This is a genomic window from Streptomyces sp. NBC_00080 (genome assembly GCF_045041255.1).
Taxonomy (GTDB): domain Bacteria; phylum Actinomycetota; class Actinomycetes; order Streptomycetales; family Streptomycetaceae; genus Streptomyces; species Streptomyces coriariae.
On sequence record NZ_CP108235.1, the window covers coordinates 3,783,058 to 3,806,599 of the forward strand.

General features: G+C 72.6%; 17 protein-coding genes. 7 read left to right on the plus strand and 10 right to left on the minus strand.

Translation table 11 applies throughout. The features are described 5' to 3' along the window. Positions 1 to 176 precede the first annotated feature (176 nt). The gene (locus OHU34_RS16655) at positions 177 to 809 is read left to right on the plus strand and encodes an RDD family protein (protein WP_142265811.1); all 633 of its coding nucleotides are present in this window, start codon (positions 177 to 179) and stop codon (positions 807 to 809) included. A 123-nt stretch (positions 810 to 932) separates the two neighbouring features. Here the strand turns inward: OHU34_RS16655 and purH are convergent, their stop codons facing one another. Beyond that, positions 933 to 2,516, minus strand: a complete 1,584-nt coding sequence (gene purH, locus OHU34_RS16660) for a bifunctional phosphoribosylaminoimidazolecarboxamide formyltransferase/IMP cyclohydrolase (RefSeq protein WP_142265810.1) — start codon at positions 2,514 to 2,516, stop codon at positions 933 to 935. Continuing rightward, the gene (purN, locus tag OHU34_RS16665; RefSeq protein ID WP_142265809.1) at positions 2,513 to 3,142 is read right to left on the minus strand and encodes a phosphoribosylglycinamide formyltransferase; all 630 of its coding nucleotides are present in this window, start codon (positions 3,140 to 3,142) and stop codon (positions 2,513 to 2,515) included. Before purN ends, purH begins: the two co-directional genes overlap by 4 nt. 309 nt (positions 3,143 to 3,451) lie before the next feature. On the opposite strand from purN, the gene OHU34_RS16670 reads away from it, so the two are divergent. Next, positions 3,452 to 4,210, plus strand: coding sequence for a hypothetical protein (locus OHU34_RS16670; RefSeq protein ID WP_230194863.1), 759 nt, complete (start codon positions 3,452 to 3,454; stop codon positions 4,208 to 4,210). Positions 4,211 to 4,372: 162 nt separating this feature from the next. Here OHU34_RS16670 and OHU34_RS16675 read toward each other — a convergent pair whose 3' ends face one another. Further along, complete coding sequence (locus OHU34_RS16675) at positions 4,373 to 6,169, minus strand: DUF6350 family protein (RefSeq protein ID WP_405766994.1); 1,797 nt, start codon at positions 6,167 to 6,169, stop codon at positions 4,373 to 4,375. A gap of 96 nt (positions 6,170 to 6,265) precedes the next feature. Here OHU34_RS16675 and OHU34_RS16680 point away from each other — a divergent pair, with 96 nt between their 5' ends. After that, on the plus strand, positions 6,266 to 7,444 hold the full coding sequence (locus OHU34_RS16680) for a helix-turn-helix domain-containing protein (protein ID WP_405766996.1): 1,179 nt from the start codon (positions 6,266 to 6,268) through the stop codon (positions 7,442 to 7,444). 102 nt (positions 7,445 to 7,546) lie between these two features. Here OHU34_RS16680 and sucD read toward each other — a convergent pair whose 3' ends face one another. The 6 genes from sucD to OHU34_RS16710 all read right to left on the minus strand — a co-directional run bounded on the left by sucD (position 7,547) and on the right by OHU34_RS16710 (position 16,339). After that, positions 7,547 to 8,434, minus strand: a complete 888-nt coding sequence (sucD, locus tag OHU34_RS16685; protein WP_142265806.1) for a succinate--CoA ligase subunit alpha — start codon at positions 8,432 to 8,434, stop codon at positions 7,547 to 7,549. Between the two features lie 21 nt (positions 8,435 to 8,455). Continuing rightward, positions 8,456 to 9,634: an ADP-forming succinate--CoA ligase subunit beta gene (gene sucC, locus OHU34_RS16690; RefSeq protein ID WP_142265805.1), complete on the minus strand. Its 1,179-nt coding sequence runs from the start codon at positions 9,632 to 9,634 to the stop codon at positions 8,456 to 8,458. A gap of 552 nt (positions 9,635 to 10,186) precedes the next feature. Beyond that, the gene (locus OHU34_RS16695; protein WP_405766999.1) at positions 10,187 to 11,215 is read right to left on the minus strand and encodes a hypothetical protein; all 1,029 of its coding nucleotides are present in this window, start codon (positions 11,213 to 11,215) and stop codon (positions 10,187 to 10,189) included. A gap of 66 nt (positions 11,216 to 11,281) precedes the next feature. Next, positions 11,282 to 12,454, minus strand: coding sequence for a VWA domain-containing protein (locus OHU34_RS16700; protein WP_142265803.1), 1,173 nt, complete (start codon positions 12,452 to 12,454; stop codon positions 11,282 to 11,284). After that, the gene (locus OHU34_RS16705; protein ID WP_142265802.1) at positions 12,451 to 15,084 is read right to left on the minus strand and encodes a DUF5682 family protein; all 2,634 of its coding nucleotides are present in this window, start codon (positions 15,082 to 15,084) and stop codon (positions 12,451 to 12,453) included. The genes OHU34_RS16700 and OHU34_RS16705 overlap by 4 nt, the downstream gene beginning before the upstream one ends. A gap of 112 nt (positions 15,085 to 15,196) precedes the next feature. Beyond that, complete coding sequence (locus OHU34_RS16710; RefSeq protein ID WP_142265801.1) at positions 15,197 to 16,339, minus strand: AAA family ATPase; 1,143 nt, start codon at positions 16,337 to 16,339, stop codon at positions 15,197 to 15,199. Between the two features lie 179 nt (positions 16,340 to 16,518). Between OHU34_RS16710 and OHU34_RS16715 the strand changes: the two genes are divergently transcribed. Continuing rightward, the gene (locus OHU34_RS16715; RefSeq protein ID WP_405767002.1) at positions 16,519 to 17,868 is read left to right on the plus strand and encodes an SWIM zinc finger family protein; all 1,350 of its coding nucleotides are present in this window, start codon (positions 16,519 to 16,521) and stop codon (positions 17,866 to 17,868) included. A 95-nt stretch (positions 17,869 to 17,963) separates the two neighbouring features. After that, a complete protein-coding gene (locus tag OHU34_RS16720) occupies positions 17,964 to 19,613 on the plus strand; it encodes a DUF5691 domain-containing protein (RefSeq protein ID WP_142265799.1) in 1,650 nt (549 codons plus the stop codon). A gap of 101 nt (positions 19,614 to 19,714) precedes the next feature. On the opposite strand, the gene OHU34_RS16725 is transcribed toward OHU34_RS16720, so the two are convergent. Then, positions 19,715 to 20,131, minus strand: coding sequence for a cobalamin B12-binding domain-containing protein (locus OHU34_RS16725; RefSeq protein ID WP_020132112.1), 417 nt, complete (start codon positions 20,129 to 20,131; stop codon positions 19,715 to 19,717). 500 nt (positions 20,132 to 20,631) lie between these two features. On the opposite strand from OHU34_RS16725, the gene OHU34_RS16730 reads away from it, so the two are divergent. Next, positions 20,632 to 21,612 (plus strand): triacylglycerol lipase, encoded by a 981-nt coding sequence (locus OHU34_RS16730; RefSeq protein ID WP_142265798.1) that lies wholly within the window; start codon positions 20,632 to 20,634, stop codon positions 21,610 to 21,612. Positions 21,613 to 21,931: 319 nt separating this feature from the next. Next, a complete protein-coding gene (locus OHU34_RS16735) occupies positions 21,932 to 23,461 on the plus strand; it encodes a M23 family metallopeptidase (protein ID WP_142265797.1) in 1,530 nt (509 codons plus the stop codon). Positions 23,462 to 23,542: the final 81 nt, after the last annotated feature.

The window sequence follows — 23,542 nt, forward strand, 5'->3', positions numbered from 1 at the left end:
TCGGGAAGGTTGCACTTGCACAAAGCCTGCGGAATGCGGCTGGACAGGAGCACACCTGTCCAAGAACGATGGGTCTCCGCAGTATGCGGTCGGTGTTGGGGGGCAAACCGCTCATCTGAAGATGTTCCTCCGCGCACTCCGCGTCGTCCCCGCTTGTGCAACGGAGGAAAATCGCCATGAGCTTCGGCCCGCCCAACGACCCCTACGGTCAGCCGCAGAACCCCCAGCCGGGGCAGCCCGGTTACGGCTACCCCCAGCAGGGCCAGCCCGGTTACGGCCAGCAGGCGCCGCAGGGCGTCCCCCCGCAGGGGTACGGCCAGCCGCAGCAGCCCGGCTACCCCCAGCAGCCCGGCTACCCGCAGCAGCCCGGTTATCCGCAGCAGGGTTACGGCTACCCGCAGCAGCCCGGCTACGGCGGTCAGCCGCCGTACGCGAACTGGGGCCAGCGGTTCCTGGGCACCCTGGTCGACATGCTGGTGTTCGCGGTGCCCTACGCCCTCGTCATCATCGGCAAGGACACTCCGGCACTGATGGCCCTCGGCGCCGTCGCCCTGCTCGGCCTCGCGATCTGGCAGCTGATCCAGGAAGGCCGCACCGGCCAGACGGTCGGCAAGAAGGCACTGGGCATCCGCCTGGTGCGGGAGATCGACGGGCAGCCGCTCGGGGTCGGCATGGCGTTCGTCCGCCGCCTGGCCCACTTCCTGGACAGCCTGGCGTGCTACCTGGGCTGGCTGTGGCCGGCCTGGGACGCCAAGAAGCAGACGTTCGCCGACAAGGTGTGCAGCTCGATCGTGATCCGCACGCACTGACGCACGCACGACCTGACACACGCCCTGACGCACGCGTTGCGCCGCGGATGAACGCACATCGGCCCCGGTCCCCCTCCTGGTTCCAGGAGAGACGACCGGGGCCGCCGCGTCGATCGGGGAAGATCAGTGGAAGAAGTGACGCGTCCCCGTGAAGTACATCGTCACGCCCGCCTTCTTCGCGGCCTCGACGACCAGCTCGTCACGGACCGAACCACCGGGCTGCACCACGGCCTTGACGCCCGCCTCGACCAGCACCTCCAGCCCGTCGGGGAAGGGGAAGAACGCGTCGGAGGCGGCGTACGAACCGCGCGCCCGCTCCTCACCGGCCCGCTCGACGGCCAGCTTCGCCGAGTCGACCCGGTTGACCTGCCCCATGCCGACGCCGACCGAGGCGCCGTCCTTGGCGAGCAGGATGGCGTTGGACTTGACGGCCCGGCAGGCCCGCCAGGCGAACGCCAGCTCGGCCAGCTCGGACGCGCCGAGCGCCTCGCCGGTCGCCAGGGTCCAGTTCGCCGGGTCGTCGCCGTCGGCCTGGAGCCGGTCGGTGACCTGGAGCAGCGCGCCGCCGCCGACGGGCTTGAGCTCGACGGCGCCCGCGGGGCCCTGCGGCGCCCTGAGCACCCGGATGTTCTTCTTCTTGGTGAGGGCCTCGAGCGCCCCCTCCTCGTAGTCGGGCGCGACGATGACCTCGGTGAAGATCTCGGCGACCTGCTCCGCCAGCTCCTTGCTGACCGGCCGGTTGACGGCGATGACGCCACCGAAGGCCGACAGCGGGTCGCAGGCGTGCGCCTTGCGGTGCGCCTCCGCGACGTCCGCGCCGACGGCGATGCCGCACGGGTTGGCGTGCTTGATGATCGCGACGGCCGGCTCGGCGTGGTCGTACGCGGCACGGTGCGCGGCGTCCGTGTCCGTGTAGTTGTTGTACGACATCTCCTTGCCGTGCAGCTGCTCGGCCTCGGCGAGGCCGCCACCGCTGCCGTCCACGTAGAGCGCGGCGGGCTGGTGCGGGTTCTCGCCGTAGCGCAGGGTGCTCTTGCGCTCCCAGGTGGCGCCGAGGAAGTCGGGGAACCGCGACTCGTCCACGGGCGCGTAGGACGACGCGAACCAGGAGGCGACCGCAACGTCGTAGGCGGCGGTGTGCTGGAAGGCCTCGGCGGCGAGCCGCTTGCGGGCGGCCAGGTCGAAGCCGCCGGACTGCACGGCCGAGAGAACGTCGGCGTACCGCGCCGGGCTGGTGACCACGGCCACCGACGGGTGGTTCTTGGCGGCGGCGCGCACCATGGACGGCCCGCCGATGTCGATCTGCTCGACGCACTCGTCCTCGGAGGCGCCCGAGGCGACGGTCTCCCGGAAGGGGTAGAGGTTCACCACGACGAGGTCGAACGGCGCGACGCCCAGCTCGTCCAGCTGCTGCCGGTGGCTGTCGAGTCGCAGGTCGGCGAGGATGCCGGCGTGCACCTTGGGGTGCAGGGTCTTGACCCGGCCGTCCAGGCACTCGGGGAAGCCGGTGAGCTCCTCGACCTTGGTGACGGGGACGCCGGCGGCGGCGATACGGGAGGCGGTGGACCCGGTGGAGACGAGCTCGACGCCGTTCTCGTGCAGCCCGCGCGCGAGCTCTTCCAGACCGGTCTTGTCGTAGACGCTGACGAGCGCGCGACGGATGCCCCGCTTGCTGCTCTCTGCCGTGACAGTGCTGTCGGCGGTCACTGGATAACTACCTTTCGTCCCTCAATGCGATAGCCGTTGCGGGCGAGCCGCCCCACGACCTCGACGAGCAGCCTTCGCTCGACTTCCTTGATGCGCTCGTGCAGAGCGCTCTCGTCGTCCTCGTCCCGGACCTCGACCACGCCCTGGGCGATGATCGGTCCGGTGTCGACGCCGTCGTCGACGAAGTGGACGGTGCAGCCGGTGACCCTGGCGCCGTACGCGAGCGCGTCCCGCACACCGTGGGCCCCGGGAAAACTGGGCAGCAGGGCCGGGTGCGTGTTGACGAACCGCCCCCCGAACCTCGCCAGGAATTCCTTCCCCACGATCTTCATGAACCCGGCGGAGACGACGAGATCCGGCTCGTGGGCGGCCACCGCCTCGGCGAGCGCGGCGTCCCACTCCTCGCGGCTCCCGAAGTCCTTGACCTTGCGCACGAAGGTGGGAATCCCGGCGCGCTCGGCGCGGGCGAGCCCCTCGACGCCCTCCCGGTCGGCTCCGACGGCGACGATCTCGGCGCCGTAGGCATCGGCGCCGGTGGCCGCGATGGCGTCGAGGAGAGCCTGGAGGTTCGTACCGGATCCGGAGACCAGCACGACGAGGCGCTTGGCCACGGGCTTGGCGGCCACGATGGGGGCCCTTTCTCGGGGAAGCGTTTGCACGGCCGGTTTATACATTCGTACGAATGCTTCGCGCCCCGGGATACGGGGAAGTCTACGAAGCGGCCGACCGTCAGCAACGATACCGGCACACCGGGCGGCCCCCACGGGACGGGGGCGTGGCCGGAAGGTAGCGTCTGGGGCGAGCGGGCTCGGGAACGCGGTGGCGACGCGGTGCGTTCTGCAAGTGACGGCCCAGCCAGGCAGTACCAGCCCAAAACCGTTCATTATCAGCCAAAGCCGATCACTGGCCGATCACTAGGGGAAGACGCCCACTTGATGCCGGACCGCAGTCTGCGACTCCTCACGCTCCCTCCGCAGTCACGGCAGGGAGGGGAGCGCGGCGCCGTGCTGCTGCGAGAGCGCCCAACCTCTCCCCCCGACGCCCCCTCGGGCGACAGTTCGGGCGACAACCCGCCCCCCGAGGACGACAACCCCTTCGCCCCGCCCCCCGAGGGCACCCCGGACCGTCCCTGGCAGCCCCGGCGCCCGGCGGGCGGCGCCCCCGAGGGCGGGCGCACCCCCTGGGGCGGCCAGTGGAGCGACCAGCAGCCCGGCCGCTCCCCCGGCGGCTTCGGCGAGCGCCCCGGCGGCGCCCCCGAGGGCGGCGGACCCGGCACCGACCCCGCCAAGCGCTGGGACCCCACCGACCCCGCCCAGCGCCACGCGCGCTATGCCCTGCTCTGCGGGATGTGGGCCTTCTTCTTCGCGCTCTTCGGCTGGCCGTACGTGGCCCTGCTGCTCGGCGCGCTGGCCTTGAACTGGGGAATCAGCGCCCTGCGCGCCAAGCCCCGCACCCCCGACCCCGATGCCCCGCCCGCCCCGGAGCCCACCGGCCGCCCCCAGAAGACCGCCGCCGTCAGCGGCCTGGTCACCGCGTCCCTGGCCCTGGCGCTGGTCGCCGCGAGCTTCACCGCGCAGCTGGTCTACAGCGACTACTACACCTGCACGAACGACGCCCTCACCAACGAGGCCAAACAGTCCTGCGACGACCTGCTCCCCAAGGAACTGAAAAACATCCTGGGCGCCAACGCGTGACTCTCGGCCCGTCCCGGCGTGCATTCAGCCCGACCTGGCGTGCATTCAGCCCGTCCGGCGCTTGAGGACGAGGCCCTTCAGGGGCCGAAGCGGAGGTCCGGGGGCGGCAGCCCCCGGGGACGGGAAGAGAAGGGGCGGCGGGGGCGAAAAACCCCTGGGCGGTCACCGCCCCACCCCACCGCCCTCGCTCCCCGCCGGACCGTCCACTCCCTCGTCCTCCCCCGCCTCCCGCAACGCCGCCCACCGAGCCTCCCGAGCCACATCCCCATGCCACACCGGCTCCACGTAACCCACGGGGTCCCTGGGGTCGCTGGGCTCCAGGGGGTCGAAGAGGTCCAGGGGGTGCATCGGGTCCCGGGGGTGCAGGGGGTCTCGGCGGTGCACGCCCAGCGGGCCGATGGGGTCCACCAGCTCGACAGGCGCGGGCGCAACACCAGGCACAGGCGGCACGACCTGCCCGGTCGGCACAGGCGGCACAGGCGACCCGGGCGCGACAGTCTCGACAAGGTCGTCATACGTCACCGCACCGTCGTGCGCCTGAGGACCCGCACCACCGCGCCCCACCGACGTGAAGTCATACAGCGCTGCCCCCAGCCCCGAGCCGGCGGCAGCAGACCCCACCGAACCCGCGGAGCCCCCAGCCCCCTCCTTCCCCACCCTCGCGGCCCCCCAGCGCCGCCACCCCCGCACCACCAAGGCCACCGGCACCCCCACCCCCACGGTCCACATCAGCACCGCACCCCCCACCTGCCACCACACCGGCCCGAACCGAGCCAACGCGGAAACCCCCAACGGCCCACCGGCCAACCCCGCGAGTCCTCCCATCAACAGCCCGCACAACACGCCCGCCAGCACCACACCGCCCGCGGTCCGCCCGCGCGACCAGGCGCCTCCGGCCCCCGCCCCCCGAGCCACGAACACCCCCACCGTCACTCCGGCGATCACCGGCACCGCTCCGACCGCCCAGTTCCACGGCGTCCCGCCGCCCGCGTCCGGCACCGCCGCCAGCAGCGGAAACTGGGGCAGCAGGGGCGCCGGGTCGGAGGACAACGGCGCCACCACATGTCCGGCACCGAGGACGTACCCCGGCCCGAGGGCGTACGCCGCCCCCCACACCGCCGCGTTCGGAACCAGCGCCACGCACAGCAACAGCACCGCGAACCGCCCCGACCAGCCCTCCGTCAGCTGGAGAAACGCCTCACGGGCCGCACCCAGGTGCCACACCGAGGACACCGCCACCAGCGCCGCCCCGCCCCCGAAGAGCACCGCCGCCCCGGCCCCCGCCGCCCGCCCGGCGACCGCCAGCCGCTCCCGCCCGTCCGGCTCGAGCAGCAGCCGCCGCACACCGCGGGGCAGTAGCAGCAGCGCGCTGTCGACGGGCCCGCGGGGACAGCCGTGGGCCGACCACACCCCCGCCCCGGCGGCCAGCACCGCGACCGCCGGCACGCACACGGCCGTCCACGCCCACGAGGGCCGCAGCGCGCCACCGGTGGCGGCGTAGCAGGCGGCGCCCGTCCCGACGGCGAGATAGCCGAGCACGACACCCGCCCACGCCGTACGGGCACTCCCGAGCACCGCGCCCTCGTCGTCACCGCCGCCGTCCACCGCGTCCCGTGCGGCGCGCCGCACCAGCCACACCGGCAACGCGAGCAGCAGCAGCGGGGTGACGCCGACCGGCGCCGGGACCCCGGACAGCGTGTCGACGCGTACCAGCTCCGCGCCATGGGCCAGCAGCCACAGCGCGGCGGCGACATGCAGCGCGCCGTCCGGCCCGCTGTCGGGATACGGCGAGCTGATCCACAGCACCATCACGAGGACGGCGAACGAACCGAGCCCGAGCCCGGCCGCGAGCGCACCGCCCAGGAGGCCGGCGGCCAGCCCGGAGGATCGGTCACGCATCCGGCTGAGCAGGGGCGACAACGACAGTCGGCGAGCGGTCATCTGGGTCACGCCCGTCATGCTCCCAACGACACGCGCTTTCCCGTCGTAACAGGCGAAGTCCCGTTGTGTCGCTCAATATACGTTTATGTACATTTTCGTGCGAAGGGTTCCCCTGTGACACAGAGCCCTGCCCCGCTCCCCCCGCCCAAGCTGCGCCGACACCTGCGCGAGGCGGCCTCGCTGACACATGATCAGGTCGCCGAGCGGGTGGGCGTCGCCCGGGAGACGGTGCGCGCGTGGGAGTCCGGCCGCACGACGCCGCGCGGCCGCAGGCGGGAGGCGTACGCGAAACTGCTGGCATCGCTGACCGAGGCGGCCATGGTGACGAACACCCAGGAGACAGCGCGCCCGCCCCAGGTGACGGTGTACCTGGACAACGACCCTCACCACCCCGAAACCCTGGAAGTCCCAGAAGCCCCAGAAGTCTCGACAGTTCCAGAAGTTCCAGAAGTGCCAGAAGTCCCCGGAGCTCCTGGAGGCCGGCCCACCGGGACCACTCTGACGCCCGCTCAGGCCTTCGACGCCCTCTACGCCTTCTGCGCCCCCGCCCTCGTACGGCAGGCATACCTGCTCTCCGGCCGCCGCGAGCTCGCACGCGAATCGGTCGAGCGGGCGTTCCAAGTGGCCTGGGAGCGCTGGCCCGAGGTGGCCGTGGACCGGGACCCGGCCGGTTGGGTGCGGGCGACGGCTTACGAGTACGCGCTCTCGCCCTGGCACCGGTTCCGCCCCCGCTACCGCCACCCGGAGCCGCCCCCCTCCGACGCCGCCGACCGCGCCCTGCTGGACGTCCTGCTGACCCTCCCCACGCCCTACCGCCGCACGCTCCTCCTCTACGACGGTGTCGGCCTCGACCTCCCCGAGACGGCGGCGGAGACGGAGGCGAGCACCCCCGCGGCGGCGAACCGGCTGCTGCACGCCCGTGAGGCGGTGGCCGCGCGGCTGCCCGAACTGGCGAGCCCCTCGGCACTGCACCGGCGGCTGGCGGAGGTGGCGTCCGCCGAACGGCTGCGCGCGGCCGAGCCGACCACCGTGCGTGCGGGCAGCGAACAGCGAGCCCGCTTCTGGACCAGGGCGGCGATCGCGTTCACGGTCGCGATCATCGGCGCGACCGCACTGACCGTACGGACGGCCCCCACCCGCTACGAGCCCGCGGTACCCCCCGGTGAGACGGTGCAGGGCGTCCCCCCGCGATCCGCCCCCGGCACACTCTCGGACGCGGAAATGGACCTGCGCGCCAAGCTGAGGTCCGGGATCCAGCACGGCCCGCAACGGCTGATCCCGCTGGCCGAATGAACCCGGCCCGCCCGGACCGCCAGGCCCGGCGCCCACGCCCCGGAAACGCCGGTGGGCCCGCTCCCCACAAAGGGAACGGGCCCACCGGTACCGGCCTGGAACTCAGCCGGCCGCGAGGATCTCGCGGGCCAGCTTCGCCGTCTCGGTCGGCGTCTTGCCGACCTTGACGCCGGCGGCCTCGAGGGCCTCCTGCTTCGCCTGGGCGGTGCCGGAGGAACCGGAGACGATGGCGCCGGCGTGGCCCATGGTCTTGCCCTCCGGCGCGGTGAAGCCCGCCACGTAACCGACGACCGGCTTCTTCACGTTGTCCTTGATGAAGGCCGCGGCCCGCTCCTCGGCGTCGCCGCCGATCTCACCGATCATGACGATCAGGTCGGTGTCGGGGTCCGCCTCGAACGCGGCGAGCGCGTCGATGTGCGTCGTACCGATGATCGGGTCGCCACCGATGCCGACGGCGGACGAGAAGCCGATGTCACGCAGCTCGTACATCATCTGGTAGGTCAGCGTGCCGGACTTCGAGACCAGACCGATACGGCCCGGCTTCGTGATGTCGCCCGGGATGATGCCGGCGTTCGACTGGCCCGGGGAGATGAGACCGGGGCAGTTCGGGCCGATGATCCGAGTCTTGTTGCCCTGCGACACGGCGTACGCGTAGAACGCGGCCGAGTCGTGGACGGCGATGCCCTCGGTGATGACGACGGCCAGCGGGATCTCCGCGTCGATCGCCTCGACGACGGCGGCCTTCGCGAAGGCCGGCGGCACGAAGAGGACGGACACGTTGGCGCCCGTCTTCTCGATCGCCTCGGCGACCGTGCCGAAGACCGGGATCTCGGTACCGTCGATGTCGACGGACGTGCCCGCCTTGCGGGGGTTCACGCCACCGACGATGTTGGTGCCGTCCGCCAGCATGAGCTTGGTGTGCTTCATGCCCGTGGCACCGGTCATGCCCTGGACGATGACCTTGCTGTCCTTGTTCAGGAAGATAGCCATGGCTGTTCTGTCCCTCTTCCCTTACTTCGCAGCCGCGAGCTCGGCGGCCTTGTCGGCCGCGCCGTCCATGGTGTCCACACGCTGCACCAGCGGGTGGTTGGCGTCGGAGAGGATCTTGCGACCCAGCTCGGCGTTGTTGCCGTCGAGACGCACGACCAGCGGCTTGGTGACTTCCTCACCCCTGTCCGCGAGCAGCTGAAGCGCCTGGACGATGCCGTTGGCGACCTCGTCACAGGCGGTGATGCCACCGAAGACGTTGACGAAGACGGACTTGACGTCCGGGTCGCCGAGGATGATCTCCAGGCCGTTCGCCATGACGGCGGCGGAGGCGCCACCACCGATGTCGAGGAAGTTGGCGGGCTTGACCCCACCGTGCGCCTCACCGGCGTACGCGACGACGTCCAGGGTGCTCATGACGAGACCCGCGCCGTTGCCGATGATGCCGACCTCGCCGTCGAGCTTGACGTAGTTGAGGTTCTTCGCCTTCGCGGCGGCCTCGAGCGGGTTGGCCGACGCGTGGTCGACGAACTCCTCGTGGCCCGGCTGACGGAACTCGGCGTTCTCGTCCAGCGAGACCTTGCCGTCGAGGGCGATGACGTCGCCGGAGGCGACCTTCGCCAGCGGGTTGACCTCGACGAGGAGGGCGTCCTCCTCGATGAAGGTCTTCCACAGCGTCACGAGGACGTTGGCGACCTTGTCGGCGACCTCGGCCGGGAAGTTCGCGGCCTCGACGATCTGGCGCGCGACCTCGGGGGTCACACCCACGTTGGCGTCGATCGGCGTCTTGGCGACGGCCTCGGGGCGGGTCTCCGCCACCTCCTCGATCTCCATGCCGCCCTCGACGGACGCGATGGAGAGGAAGGTGCGGTTGGCACGGTCCAGGAGGAAGGAGACGTAGTACTCCTCCAGGATCTCCGGGGCCGTCTCGGCGATCATCACCTTGTGGACCGTGTGGCCCTTGATGTCCATGCCGAGGATGTTGGTCGCGTGCTCGACCGCCTCGTCGGCGGTCGCGGCCAGCTTCACGCCGCCGGCCTTGCCACGCCCGCCGACCTTCACCTGGGCCTTGACGACGGACTTGCCACCGAGACGCTCGGTGGCTGCGCGGGCCGCCTCAGGCGTGTCGATGACTTCACCGGCCAGCACCGGTACATCGTGCTTGGCGAAGAGGTCCCTCGCCTGGTACTCGAACAGGTCCACGCGCTTCCGTCCCTATCAGTGATCTCGCGGTTCGTTGTCTGCGTGGGCGTGCCGCGAGGGCAACGTGACGTCCGCCGTCTGTCAGTCACAAGGGAGGCGCACACGGTGTCCGAGCGCGCGGCATGTCCGTCTCGCAGGTTATCGCTGCTTGCAGGAGGCCCCTAAATCGAGGGTCACACCTGAGCGGTGATACCTGTCACATGATGCCGGGATCACTGGCACCCGGTGCCGGGTGTGAGGAGATCGGGAGGAGACGGGAAGGGCCTCACCGGGTTGGGGTTGACCCGGTGAGGCCCCCTGAACAGCCCTTTGAGGGCTCAGGTCGGTCGATCCTCACCCCAATGAGGAACACTCGACCCCACCCGTGAGGTTTCGGTCGGACGAACCGGTGGCTTTCGGCCGTCCGGGGGCCTGCCGCCTCACGGAGTCAATCGGTCAGACGCGTGACGCGCTGCCGTGGATCGTGGTTCGCGCGATCTGCGCGGAGCCCCGAGCGCCGGAGGCTCCGAATGCTCGGGGCTCGGGGGCTCGGGGAAGGAGTGGCGCCTGTCCCTAGCCGGGGAAGACCGGGATGTTCCGGTGCCCGTCCCGCGTGTCGGCCGCCTCGGAGCGCGCGACACCGCCGGGCACCAGCCGAAGCGGGATCCGGTGCCGCGGCGTGACGGCGTAGGTGTCGCCGTGCCGGGACGCGCCGCCGTCGAACACCGACACACCGCCGCCCAGCACGCCGTCCCGGTCACCGGCGGGCCCGCGGCGCACCGGCCCGGGAGCGTGAGCAGGAGCGTTGACGGAAGCTTGGCCGGTGCGGAGCGACTCGACGCGGTGACCGACGTCGACCCAACCGCCGACGCCGGTGCTCACCGGGCCGTACGACGCCGTATCCGCATCCACCGCCGTGTCCGCCACCGTCACCTTCGCGCTCACCGGAGCCGACGGAGGATCCGGAAGGGCCGGAAGGGCCGGGAGAGCGGGGAATACGGGGAGAGCCGGAAGGGCCGGCAGGTCGGGGAGGGCGGGCAGGGCTGGGAGGGCGGGAAGTCTCGGGAGGTCGGTCGGGCCGGAGACCTCGGGGAGCTCGGGAAGATCCGCAAGCTCGGGAAGCTCGGGAAGGGTGGCGAGGGCGGCGAGCTTGGGGAGCTTGGGGAGCGCGGGAAGGTCAGGGACCTCGGAAAGGGTCTGCTCGATCGGCTGCCTCGGCGACGACGAGACGGACGGCGGCGACACCTGCACCGAGAGCCGTTCACGCTGTTCACCCACGGCCGCCACCACGACATCGCCGACCGCCGGAACCGAACTCGGGCCCTCGACCTGGTCGGTCACCGCGGCCGGCACGGACAGGACCGGCGACAGGCCGGGAGCCGAGAGGGCCGGTGCGGACCGTGCAGGTGCCGGCAGGGCCGGTGCCGACAGTGCCGGTGCGGTCAGGCCCTCCGCCGCGTGTGCCTGTTCCCCGCAGAGAAACCCGAGCGCGAACAACCCGCCCACCAGGAGCGCCAGTTGCACCACGCGCCGACCGGCCGCACCGCGCAGGACGCGCAGGATCCGCAGAGCGGCACCGGGCGGGGTGGTGAGCCAGGTCAAGGGGGGAAGTTCCTCCCGTGCGGCGACTACGTGCCCCCGATCCTTGCATGTGCCCCCCGCGTCGCGTCAGGCGGTGTCCGGCACGGGCAGCGGGCGCTTCTCGATCGCCGCCGCCATGACGTCCGGGAACAGATCGGGCGTGCAGGCGAACGCCGGTGCGCCCAGCGCCGCGAGTGCCGCCGCGTGCTCCCGGTCGTACGCGGGCGTCCCTTCGTCGGACAGCGCGAGCAGCGCGACGAACTGCACGCCGGACGCCTTCATCGCCGCGACGCGCTTGAGCATCTCGTCCCGGATGCCTCCCTCGTACAGGTCGCTGATGAGCACCACCACCGTCTCGGCGGGCCGGGTGATCTGCGCCTGGCAGTACGCGAGCGCCCGGTTGATGTCCGTACCGCCGCCGAGCCGGGTGCCGAACAGGACGTCCACCGGGTCGTCGAGCAGGTCGGTGAGATCGGCGACCGCGGTGTCGAAGACGACGAGCCGGGTGCTGATCGACCGCATCGACGCCAGTACCGCCCCGAAGACCGACGCGTACACGACCGACGACGCCATCGAACCCGACTGGTCGATGCAGAGGATCACCTCCTTCTTCACGGACCGCGACGCCCGCCCGTACCCGACGAGCCGCTCCGGCACGACCGTCCCGTACTCGGGCAGGTAGTGCTTGAGGTTGACGGCGATCGTGCGGTTCCAGTCGATGTCGTGATGGCGCGGGCGGTGGACGCGCGTGCCGCGGTCGAGGGCGCCGGTGAGCGCGGCCCGGGTGCGGGTGGCGAGCCGCTTCTCCAGGTCGTCGACGACCTTGCGGACCACGGCCCGGGCCGTCTCCTTCGTCGTCTCCGGCATCGCCTTGTTCAGTGACAGCAGCGTGCCCACGAGGTGCACGTCGGCCTCCACCGCCTCCAGCATCTCCGGTTCGAGCAGCAGCGCGGACAGCCCCAGCCGGTCGATGGCGTCGCGCTGCATGACCTGTACGACGGAGGAGGGGAAGTACGTGCGGATGTCCCCGAGCCAGCGGGCCACCGACGGCGCCGAGGCCCCGAGCCCCGCCGAGCGGTCCCGCCCCGTCCGCGCTTCGTTCTCCTTTCCGTAGAGCGCGGTGAGCGCCCCGTCCATCTCGGCGTCCCGCCCGGAGAGCCCGTGGCCGGTGCCGTCCGCCGTGTCGCCCCCGAGCACCAGCCGCCAGCGCCGCAGCCGCTCCTGTCCGGCCTCGGTCGTCGCCGCGTCGGCCGTCGTCATGTGCCCACCCCCGCAAGCTCGTCGTCGTCGGCCGGGCCGGGATCCGGTCCCGGCCCTGGTCCCGGTGCCGGCCCCAGCAGCAGCCGCACCACCGGCAGGACGGCGTCCGCGCGTCCCTCGTCCAGCCCGGCCGCGAATCCGGGTGTCCCGGAGCCCGTGCCCGGCCCGCTGCCCCGCTGCCCCGGGCCGCGCCGGACCAGTTCGCCGAGCGTTCTGCGCACCCCCGGTTCGTACGCCGAGAACGTCCGCCGCAGCAACGGCAGTACGTCCGTGAACGCGTCCGCCGGTACCGCCGTGAGCCATCCGTCGACCAGGCCGAGCAGCCGTTCGTCGTGCATGAGGAGCAGTCCGCCCCCGGAGCCGCCTCCGACGAAGCCCTCGATCCAGGCGGCCGCGTCCGACGGCGGTGTCCCCGGTGACAGGGCGAGCCCCATCAGCCGCGCGGCCTCGTTCTGGTCCAACTCCCCCTCGTCCAGAAGCAGCCGCACGGTCCGCCCCCGGATCACCCCGGGCACGGTGTCCCTCCCGGACAGCACCCGCAGCACCCCCCGCCAGCGCTCCCGCAGACCACCGCGAGCCGCCCGGGACTCACCGCCGAGATCCCGGTCGTCTCCCCTCGATGCACCCGGCGGCCCCCCGTCCCCGTCCGTCTCCACCGCTCGGGAGCGACCCCCCGCTGACTCGGCCGCCGTCCCGGTCGGTGCGTCGGCCCGTCCCGGGGTCGTCGACGTCTCCTCCAGCATCCCCACCGCTGCGTGCACCGCGTCCACATGGCGCCGCATCTCGTCCGCCGCGTCCGCGTCCAGCGAGGCACAGGCCGGGGGGAGGCCGACGAAGACCCGTTCGGCGAGGCCGGCGGCCACCTCCGCCAGTGCTCGGGTGTCGGTGCCCCGTACGTCGCCGTAGCGCAGCGAACGCACCAGCGCGGGCAGGGCCTGGGCCAGATGGCCGACGTCCGTGTCGAGTGCCGCCCGGTCGGCGAGGACCCGCATCACCGTAGGGAGCGCCTCCGGCAACCCGGCCAGGAGGCAGCGCTCGGCGAGCCCGGTCACCTCGGCGAGGCCCCGCGCGGCGACGGCGTCCGCTTCCGCCTTGGCGGTCGCCGCGGCGAGCACGGTCGTCCCCCACACCCCGGCCTCGGCGGTCCGCACCGACAGCTCCGGCTCCCACCGCAGCCGCCACGCCTCACGGAAGGTTCCCGTACTGCCGGGCGAGGCGGTCGGATCGCCCCAGTCGATGCGCAGCAGCCGCAGCCGGTGCAGGAGCCTGCTGCGCTCGGCGTCGTTGTCCTTGCGCAGGTCGAGCGCCAACTCGCGTGCGTCCGCCTCCGGTTTGAGCCGCAGCCGGCGCTGAAGCCGGTCGAGGTCGCGCTGCAACGGCACGGCGGGCGCACCGGCCGGCACCTCCCCCAGGACGTCCCCGACCACCAGCCGGTCGCGCACCAGCGCCAATGGCACGTCCGAGCCCTCGCACAGCACCGCGCGCACGGCGTCGGACGTCTCGCTCAGGCCGGGCAGCGGCCGGCCGCGCAGGGCGGCGAGCGTCTCGGCCAGCCGGACCGCCTCGATGACATGCGCCGAGGACACCATCCGGTCCTCCGCACGGAGCAGGACCGCCACCTTCGTCAGCCAGCGCTCGACCGGCCGGTCCGGCGCACCGAACAGGTGGGCGTACCAGCCCGGCGAGTCGATACCCGCCCCGTACCCCCCGGCCCGGGCCAGTCTGCGGTGGGTCCACGGCACCCAGGTGAGGTCGGCCTTGACCTTGGGCAACCCCTTGACCAGCGCCCGGTCGGCGGCGACGGCGACCTTCCGCCGCAACGCGGGCACGTGCCACGCCCCGCACACCACCGCCACTCCGTCCGGCCCGAACTCCCTCTGTGCCGCCCGCACCTGGATGCGCATGTACGCCTCCCGCACGAGATCCCGGCCGCCGCCGTGCTCCCCTGCTGCGGTTGCGCACGCCTCCCTCAGCGCCCCCATGGCCTCCTCGATCGCGGCGAACGGCGCGAACGGGTCCTTCGCCCCCGTCGACCGGTGCTCGACGACGTCCTCCCACCACCGCTCGGGATCGTCGTATCCGGCGACCGCGGCGAGCCGCCCGAGCGGGTCCCCTCGCACCCCCTCCCAGACACCGGGCGCGTCGGCACCCCCGCTCGCACCCCCGTTTTCGTCGCCGTTCCCGTTCTCGCCCTCGCCCTCGCCCTGATGCTGTCCCTCTGGTCGCGGCCCCCTCTCCGGTCCCTCGTCATGCCCATGCCCCTCCTTCTCCCAGGCCAGGGTGTGGGTGGCCGGGAGGTCGATGAAGCGGGCGGGGACGCCGTGCTCCAGGGCCCAGCGGAGGGCGACCCATTCCGGGGAGAACTCGGCCAGCGGCCAGAAGACCGAACGGCCGGGTTCGTCGACGGCGTGGGCGAGCAGCGCGACCGGCGGCCGCATGTCCTCGTCGGCGGCGAGCGGGATCAACGCGTCGGCCTCGGGCGGCCCCTCGACCAGTACGGTCCGGGGCCGGGCGGCGTCCAGCGCCGCCCGTACCGCCCGCGCCGACCCCGGCCCGTGGTGGCGCACCCCGAGCAGCAACGGCCGGCCCGCCTCCGGGCCCTGGCCACTGCCCTCCGCGACCCCCGTCATCCCCTGCCCTCACACCTGCGGGGCCACCTCGTGTCGTCGTTCACAGCCGCCCTCCACGCTCCGCGGGCCCACGCCCGAATCTCCTCGTTTCCGTTGCTTGCGTCGCTCCCGTTCACGCGCTCACCTCCCGGCAGGCCCGGTAGAAGTCCGTCCAGCCGGCCCGTTCCCGGACGACCGCCTCCAGGTACTCCTGCCAGACGACCCGGTCGGCCGCCGGATCGCGGACGACGGCGCCGAGGACGCCCGCGGCCACGTCCCCCGCCCGCAGCACGCCGTCGCCGAAGTGCGCGGCCAGCGCGAGACCGCCGGTGACGACGGAGATGGCCTCGGCGGTGGACAGCGTGCCGCTCGGCGACTTCACCTTCGTGCGCCCGTCGGAGGTGACGCCCGCGCGCAGTTCCCGGAAGACCGTCACCACCCGGCGGATCTCGTCGATGCCGTCGGGAGCGGCCGGCAGATCGAGGGAGCGGCCGATCTGGTCGACACGCCGGGCGACGATGTCCACCTCCGCCTCGACGCTCTCGGGCAACGGCAGCACCACCGTGTTGAAGCGGCGGCGCAGGGCGCTGGACAGCTCGTTGACCCCGCGGTCGCGGTCGTTGGCCGTGGCGATGAGGCTGAAGCCGCGGACCGCCTGCACCTCCTGCCCCAACTCCGGTATCGGCAGTGTCTTCTCGGACAGGATGGTGATGAGGGTGTCCTGTACATCGGCCGGGATCCGGGTCAGTTCCTCCACCCGCACCGTCGCCCCCTCCGCCATGGCCCGCATGACGGGACTGGGCACCAGCGCGTCCCGGCTGGGCCCGTGCGCGAGCAGCTGCGCGTAGTTCCAGCCGTAGCGGATCGCTTCCTCCGGCGTGCCCGCGGTGCCCTGCACCAGCAGTGTCGAGTCACCGCTGACCGCCGCCGCCAGGTGTTCGGAGACCCAGGTCTTGGCGGTGCCCGGGACGCCGAGCAGCAGCAGGGCGCGGTCGGTGGCGAGGGTGGACACGGCGACCTCGACGAGGCGGCGCGGGCCCACGTACTTCGGCGAGATCACCGTGCCGTCCGGCAGGACGCCGCCGAGGAGATAGGTGGCGACGGCCCACGGCGACAGCTTCCAGCGGGCCGGGCGCGGGCGGTCGTCCTGCGCGGCCAGCGCGGTGAGTTCGTCGGCGAAGGCGTCCTCGGCGTGCGGACGCAATGCTTCCGCCGGCTCGTTCCCACTCGGTTCCACGGACGTCGGATCTGTCGTGGGATCTACGGACACGGACATGGCTGAGGCCCCCTCCAGCTCGGCCGGTTCGGCATCTGGTGTCCACCGTGCACCACGCCACTGACAATGCGATCCGACCTGCGAAAACGTCCTCCCGGCCACCCGCGACGGACGGCCTGCCGACGGTCGGCGGACGCTCGCCGGACCGATTGTCAGTGGGGGGATCTACCTTCGATGACATGACTCAGCAGGGGGTGCGCTGGACGGCGGACCAGGTGCTGGCACTGGCGCCTGACTCCACGTCACGCAAAGCGGGAAGCAAACTCGGCACGGCCGATCCGTGGTCGGGCACGGGCAGTTCGCGGGAGGGGGCGGTATGGGGCTTGTGCGAGGGAGGCGGGGGCACGCCGTACCGGACGGTCGTCGACACCGCGGACGGGACCGGTCCGGCGTACAGGTGCAGCTGTCCGAGCCGTAAGTTCCCGTGCAAGCACGCGCTCGGGCTGCTGCTGCTCTGGTCGGGCGGCGAGGGGGCGACGCCGGCGGGGCGGGCACCGGACTGGGCCGAGCAGTGGATCGCGGGACGCAGGCGTACACAGGAGAAACGGGAGGCCGACCCCACGGGTTCCGGATCCGGCCCCGCCGATCCGGAGGGGGCGCGCCGCAGGGCCGAGCGACGCGCCGAGCGGATCACCTCGGGGGCGACGGAACTGGAGGAGCGGCTCGCCGATCTCCTGCGCTCGGGCCTGGCCACCGCCGAGCAGTCGGGGTACACGCTGTGGGAGGAGACGGCGGCCCGCATGGTCGACGCGCAGGCACCCGGACTTGCCTCCCGTGCAAGGGAGTTGGGGGCGGTTCCGGGGTCCGGGCCCGGCTGGCCGGCGCGGTTGCTGGAGGAGTGCGCGCTGCTCCATCTCCTCGACCAGGGCTGGCTGCACCGGGCGCGACTGCCGGAGGCCCTGGCGGCGACGGTCCGCGCCCGCGTGGGTCTGCCGACCCCCCCGACGGGCCCGCCCGTCCGCGACCACTGGCTGGTGCTCGCCCAGTACGACACGCCGGACCCGAAACTGACGACCCGCCGTATCTGGCTGTACGGCACCGCCTCGGGCCGCACGGCTCTCCTCCTCTCCTACGGCGCCGCGGGCCGCGCACCGGAGCTCACGCTGCCCGTCGGCCTCGCCCTGGACGCCGAAGTGTCGGCGCACCCGGGTGCGGGAGAACGGGTCTCCCTCGGCGAGCAGTTCGCCCCACCCGTCCTCACCGGAACCCGTCCCCCCGGCATGACGACGGCCGAGGCGACCGCCCGCTACGGCGAGACCCTGCGCCACGACCCCTGGCAGGACTCCGTCCCGGTGACGCTGGACAACGTCATACCGGCCCCGGACGGCGACTCCTGGCAACTGGCGGACGCCGACGGCGACACGGCACTGCCGCTCACCTCCGCGGCGGTCTCGCGCCCCGGCCTGTGGCGCCTGGTCGCCCTCTCGGGCGGCGCCCCCGTCAAGGTCTTCGGTGAGTGCGGCCATCGTGGCTTCACTCCGCTGACGGCCTGGCCGACGACCCCGGGGGAGGCGGTACGCCTGTGCTGAACCAACGCCCCGCATCAGCAACGACAGCCGTACCAGGCACCCCAGGCACCTCAGGCGCAACAACCACCACGACGACGGCAGCAGAAGGGAGTCGCATGAACGCCACCCCGCCCCTCCCCCCACAGACCGTCTGGGAGGACCTGGTCACCGCCGCCCTGCTCGGCACGAATCGCCGTACGCCCCCGGGTGCGCCCCCCGGCCGGACCGCGCCGGCCGCGCTCCTGGACGCGGCGGCCGCGGAGACCGTACGCCGACGGGCCGGCCTGCGCCCGGGCCGGGCGGCCCCTCGGCCCGCGCCGGCCGCCGAGGATCCCCGTCCGGCACTGCCCGTCGCGGCGGCGCGCCGGCTCGCCTTCCTGCTGGCCGACCGCCCCGGCACCGGCCCCGGTGGCCGCAGAGGCACCGCACCGGATCTCATGGAGCTGCTGCCCCAGTGGCTGACGGCGGTGAACGCCCGGGGGTTCGCAGCCCCCGCCGAGTCCCTGCCCGCATTGCTCGACGCGGCGCGCGGACGTACGGACCTGCGCCCGGCGGCGCTGGAGTTCGCCGGACCACGTGCCCTGTGGCTGGCCCGGCTGAACCCCGACTGGCGGTTCGCACTGCGCGCGACACCGGGCGGCGGCACCTCGCTGCCGGGACCCACGGAGACCGAACGCGCCGAAAAGCTGTGGCAGGAAGGCCTGTTCGCCGAGCGGGTCGCCCTCCTGGCGTCGATCCGCTTCCGCGACCCCGACGCGGCGCGCGAACTGCTGGCCGCGTCCTGGTCGACGGAGCGTGCCGAGGACCGGCTGATGTTCCTCGACTCACTGCGCACCGGCCTCGGCACCCGGGACGAGCCCTTCCTGGAACAGGCCCTGACGGACCGGAGCCGCAACGTGCGGGCCACCGCCGCGGAACTGCTCTCGGCGCTGCCGGGTTCGGCGCTCGCCGCGCGGATGGCGGTCCGGGCCGGCGCGTGCGTGGCCGTCGACCACACCCTGGACGCCCCGACGCTCCTCGTCGAGGCCCCGCACGAGTGCGACGCGGCGATGGAACGCGACGGTGTGTCGGCGAAGGCGCCGCCCGGCCGGGGTGAGCGGTCCTGGTGGTTCGGCCAACTCGTGGAGGCGGCCCCGCTCGCCACCTGGCCGGCGCGCCTGGGCGGCCGTACGCCGGAGCAGATCGTGGCGTTGCCGGTGGCCGACGACTGGCTGGGCGAACTGCACGCGGCATGGTGCCGGGCCGCCGTCCGGCAGCGCGACGCCGACTGGTCGCGGGCGCTGCTCGGGGTGCCGTCGGCGCCGGGCGCGGGCGGGCCGGGCGCGGTCTCCCTCGCCGAACGGGCCAAGCTGCTGGGCACGCTCCCGGCGGCCGAACGGGCCGAGTGGGTCGCCGGTTTCATCGCCGCCCACGGCCTCTCGGAGGCGTTCCAACTGCTCGGCGTGTGCCCCGTGCCGTGGGCCACGCCGCTCGGCCGCGCCGTCGTGGACGCGCTCAACATCGCACGGGACGCCGGCAGTTACCCCTGGAGCTTCAGCGGCGTCATGGGCCTGGCCGAACGCTGCCTCGACCCCGAGGAGGCAACCCGCCTGGACGCCCTCCTGGCAGTACCGGACGAACCGGAGGACGCCTCCCCGGGCGCCGGCGGCTACTGGGCGGAGGCATTCCAACGACTGGGCAGGACACTGCGCCTGCGGGCGGTGATGGCGGCGGAACTCAACCCCTGGAAGCGGCACCCCGGGCAATCCAGCCCGTCCGGCGATTGAGGACGAGGCCCGTTCAGGGCCGACCGGGGGTCTGGGGGCAGCGCCCCCGGGGAAGGCCCGTACAAAGCCACCCGTACAAAGCCACCCGTACAACAACCCGCTCAGGCGCCGGCAGGCTGCCGCACGTTCGCCCGGACCCAGTCGACGATCGAAGCGGTGGTCGCCCCCGGCGTGAAGATCTCCGCGACCCCCTTCTCCTTCAACGGCGCGATGTCCGCCTCCGGGATGATGCCCCCGCCGAACACCAGGATGTCCGCCGCGTCCCGCTCCTTCAGCAGCTCGATCACCGCGGCGAAGAGCGTGTTGTGGGCCCCGGACAGGATGGACAGACCGATCGCGTCGGCGTCCTCCTGGATCGCCGTGCCGACGATCTGCTCGGGCGTCTGGTGGAGCCCGGTGTAGATGACCTCCATACCGGCGTCACGCAGCGCCCGCGCGATCACCTTGGCCCCGCGATCGTGGCCGTCGAGCCCCGGCTTGGCCACCACCACGCGGATCGGACCGGCTGCCACACCCATCACTGCCTCCATGAAGCGACTACGTCCATCCTCAACGGCACGGACACCCCGTGCCAGACCGCCCGGGGAAGTGAACGAACGTTATCGCCAGCATCCCGCAACCGGCAGTTTCACGGTGTGGACCGAGGGGGAAATCACACGAAGGGACACTTTCACCGCGCACCGATCCCCCGCGCCACGGGGGACCAGTCGCACCGGGAGCCGCAAAGAGGTCGCCGTACCGTCACGCCACAGGCCGCTGGCGTGGCGGTACGGCGCATCGGAAGGCACGATGGGCAGGTAGGACAGGTAAGGCACGACAGCGGGGAGCCTCGTCGCCAGACCGGCAGGGTTCCTTGTCGTCATCGGTGTAACGGGTGTCACACAAGCCGTACACGCCCCGCACGCCAGGCCGCACCCGCCCCACTCCCTGCCGTGCCCGATCGACCTCCTCCACCGCGACTTCCACGAGGGCACACGGGGGACAGAGAAGTCCTCAGCGTGCCGACAGGAGGTCGGCCATGAAGGTCACCCGGGCACTTCAGCCCTTTCTTCCGCTGTGCCAGCGTCTGCTGCCGGACATGCGGACCCTTCCGGGCATCCTGCACCTCTCAAGCCTCCCGAGCCTGCCGAACCTCCCAGGATTCCCCGGCCTGCCAGGCCTGCCCAGCAGACTGGCAGGGCTGTCCCTGACGCTCCTCAAGGCGACCGCTCTGGATCTCGCGATCCTCGCGGGCCACCTGCTCCTCTACCCCTCCGGCATCGCCCAGGAGCGCCGCGCCACGACCTGCCCCGCGCTGCCCAGGGCGGCCGGCGTCGAGGACCCGGCACAGCTGCCGACCAAGGCCCCGCTCCCGGTCGTCCTGCTGCACGGGTTCATCGACAACCGTTCGGTCTTCGTCCTGCTGCGCCGCAGCCTCGCCCAGCACGGCAGGCACCGGGTGGAGTCGCTCAACTACTCCCCCCTGACCTGCGACATCCGCACGGCCGCCGAGCTGCTCGGCCGGCACATAGAGGAGATCTGCGAGCGCACCGGCAGCTCGCAGGTCGACGTGGTCGGACACAGCCTGGGCGGCCTCATCGCCCGCTACTACGTGCAGCGACTGGGCGGTGACGGCCGGGTCAGGACGCTGGTCACGCTGGGCACCCCGCACTCCGGCACCCGGGTGGCTCCGCTGGCGAACGCGCACCCGATCGTGCGCCAGATGCGCCCGGGCTCCGAGCTGATCGAGGAGCTCTCCCGGCCGGCGCCGGGCTGCCGTACGCAGTTCGTCAGCTTCTGGAGCGACCTCGACCACCTCATGGACCCGCTGGAGTCCGCCTGCGTCGAGCATCCCGACCTGCTGGTGCAGAACGTCCGGGTGACCGGGATCGGCCACCTCGCCCTGCCTGTCCACCCGGCTGTCGCCACCGGCATACGGCAGGCCCTCGACACGGCACCCACGGGAGCGTCCGCCGGCAGCCGCGCAGACGCCCAGGCCGGCGGCCTCACCGTGGCCTGACAGCGGCCCCGCCGGCACCTGCGCCGGCACCCCTCACGACCGTCCGACCTCCGCCGAACCCCCTTCACTGCCCTTCAAGCGCCCTTCGACCGCCCTCCGAGCGCCCTCCGACTGTCACCCCGGCCGCCGTCCGCCCGCCGTCCGATATCGAACGTTATTCGAACGTAGGGCCAAACCCGCGCCCGCCGTCCCCCGAAACACGGCCGAATGCCCCTTTCCCGCAGGCATGAAACCTGCGGAAGATTGTCGTGCCCGCGTACTGCCGGGTACAGTCGCCGCACTGCTCTGGCAGCCCCTGTTGTCGGCGAAAGAGAAGTTGGTGAACGACCGTCACCCGTCGGGGATCATGACCACCCCGACCCCGGCTTCCGACGCCGCTTCGGCGCACTACGCGTCGTACGGCACCCAGGAAGCCCAGCACGACGGCTTCACCACGTACCACGGTTACGAGACCGGCGCCTTCGACGCCGGCGCCCACGCCACCGGCCACTTCACGCCGGCCGATCCGCTCTTCGGTGAGCTTCCGGGCGACGGCACGGCCCCCGCGACCGGCACGTACGACAACACCCAGTGGGGCACCGGCGGCCACCACGTCCCGGACACGGGCAGTCACCAGACCCTGAACTACGACGGGTACGCGGCCCAGCACCACGCCGCCTACGACACGGGCGCGTACGACGCCAACGCCTGGTCCACGGATCACCACCAACAGCTGAACGCCGTTCCGCAGCAGGGAACGGCACCGGACGTCAGCGGACAGTGGGACGCGAGCACCTGGCTCCAGCCCGACCAGTCCGTCAGCCCCGCCGACCGGACCCAGCAGTGGGAATGGGGCACGCAGGCCTTCGACACCGGCGCCTACGACGCCACGCAGTGGAACTCCGACGGCGGCGAGGGCGCCCAGCAGGCCTCCGACGAGCACGAGCAGCAGGCCGAGGTCCCGTTCGACCAGCAGGCCACCGCCACATTCGAACAGGTGGGGCTCGACGAACACGCCCTGACCGAAGGCGAGTTGTCCGAGGGCGACACCCCGCTGCTCCTCCTCGACGACCAGGAGGAGGCGGCCCCGGCCCCCGCGCCGGGCGGGCGGGCGGCAGCCCGCAACGCGAACCGTTCCCGGCGCCGGATGCCCGCGAAGCGCTCCGCGCTGCTGACCGTGGCCGTGCCCTCGGCCTGCGTGATGGGGGTCGCCGGGATCGCCGCGGCCTCGGTCGGCACGCTGACCGGCGGCGACGACAAGGACACCACGGCCTCCGCCTCGGACGCGCAGCCGGTGAAACCGTCCGCAGCCAACAACAAGCTGGACGCCCAGCTCGAGACCCTCAGCGCCGGGGCCGACGACTTCGCCGACCGGGCCAGCCGGACGCAGGAACGTATCGACCTCAAGACGCAGCAGGAAGCCGAGAAGAAGAAGGCGGCGGCCGAGGCGGCCCGCAAGGAGCGGCTGCGCCCCAAGTACGCCCTCCCGGTCGCGCAGCACGGACTCAGCGCCTACTTCGGCCAGGCCGGCATCAACTGGATGTCCCAGCACACCGGTATCGACTTCCCCGTCTCCTACGGCACCACCGTGATGGCGGCGACCGACGGCACCGTGCGGACGCAGTGGAACAGCGCCTACGGCAACATGATGATCGTGACGGCGAAGGACGGCACGGAGACCTGGTACTGCCACCTCTCCAGCTACCGCGTCTCCTCCGGTACGACGGTCAAGGCCGGCGACCCGATCGCGTACTCCGGCAACTCCGGCAACTCCACCGGCCCGCACCTGCACTTCGAGGTCCGGCCCGCGGGAGGCTCCGCGATCGACCCGCTGCCGTGGCTGCGCAGCCACGATCTCAACCCGACGTAGGCGCTCGACCCGACGTAGGCGCTCGACCCGAGGTGCACCCGAGCGTGACTGCGACCGCTCGCCGTAAGCGCGTGAGTTGAG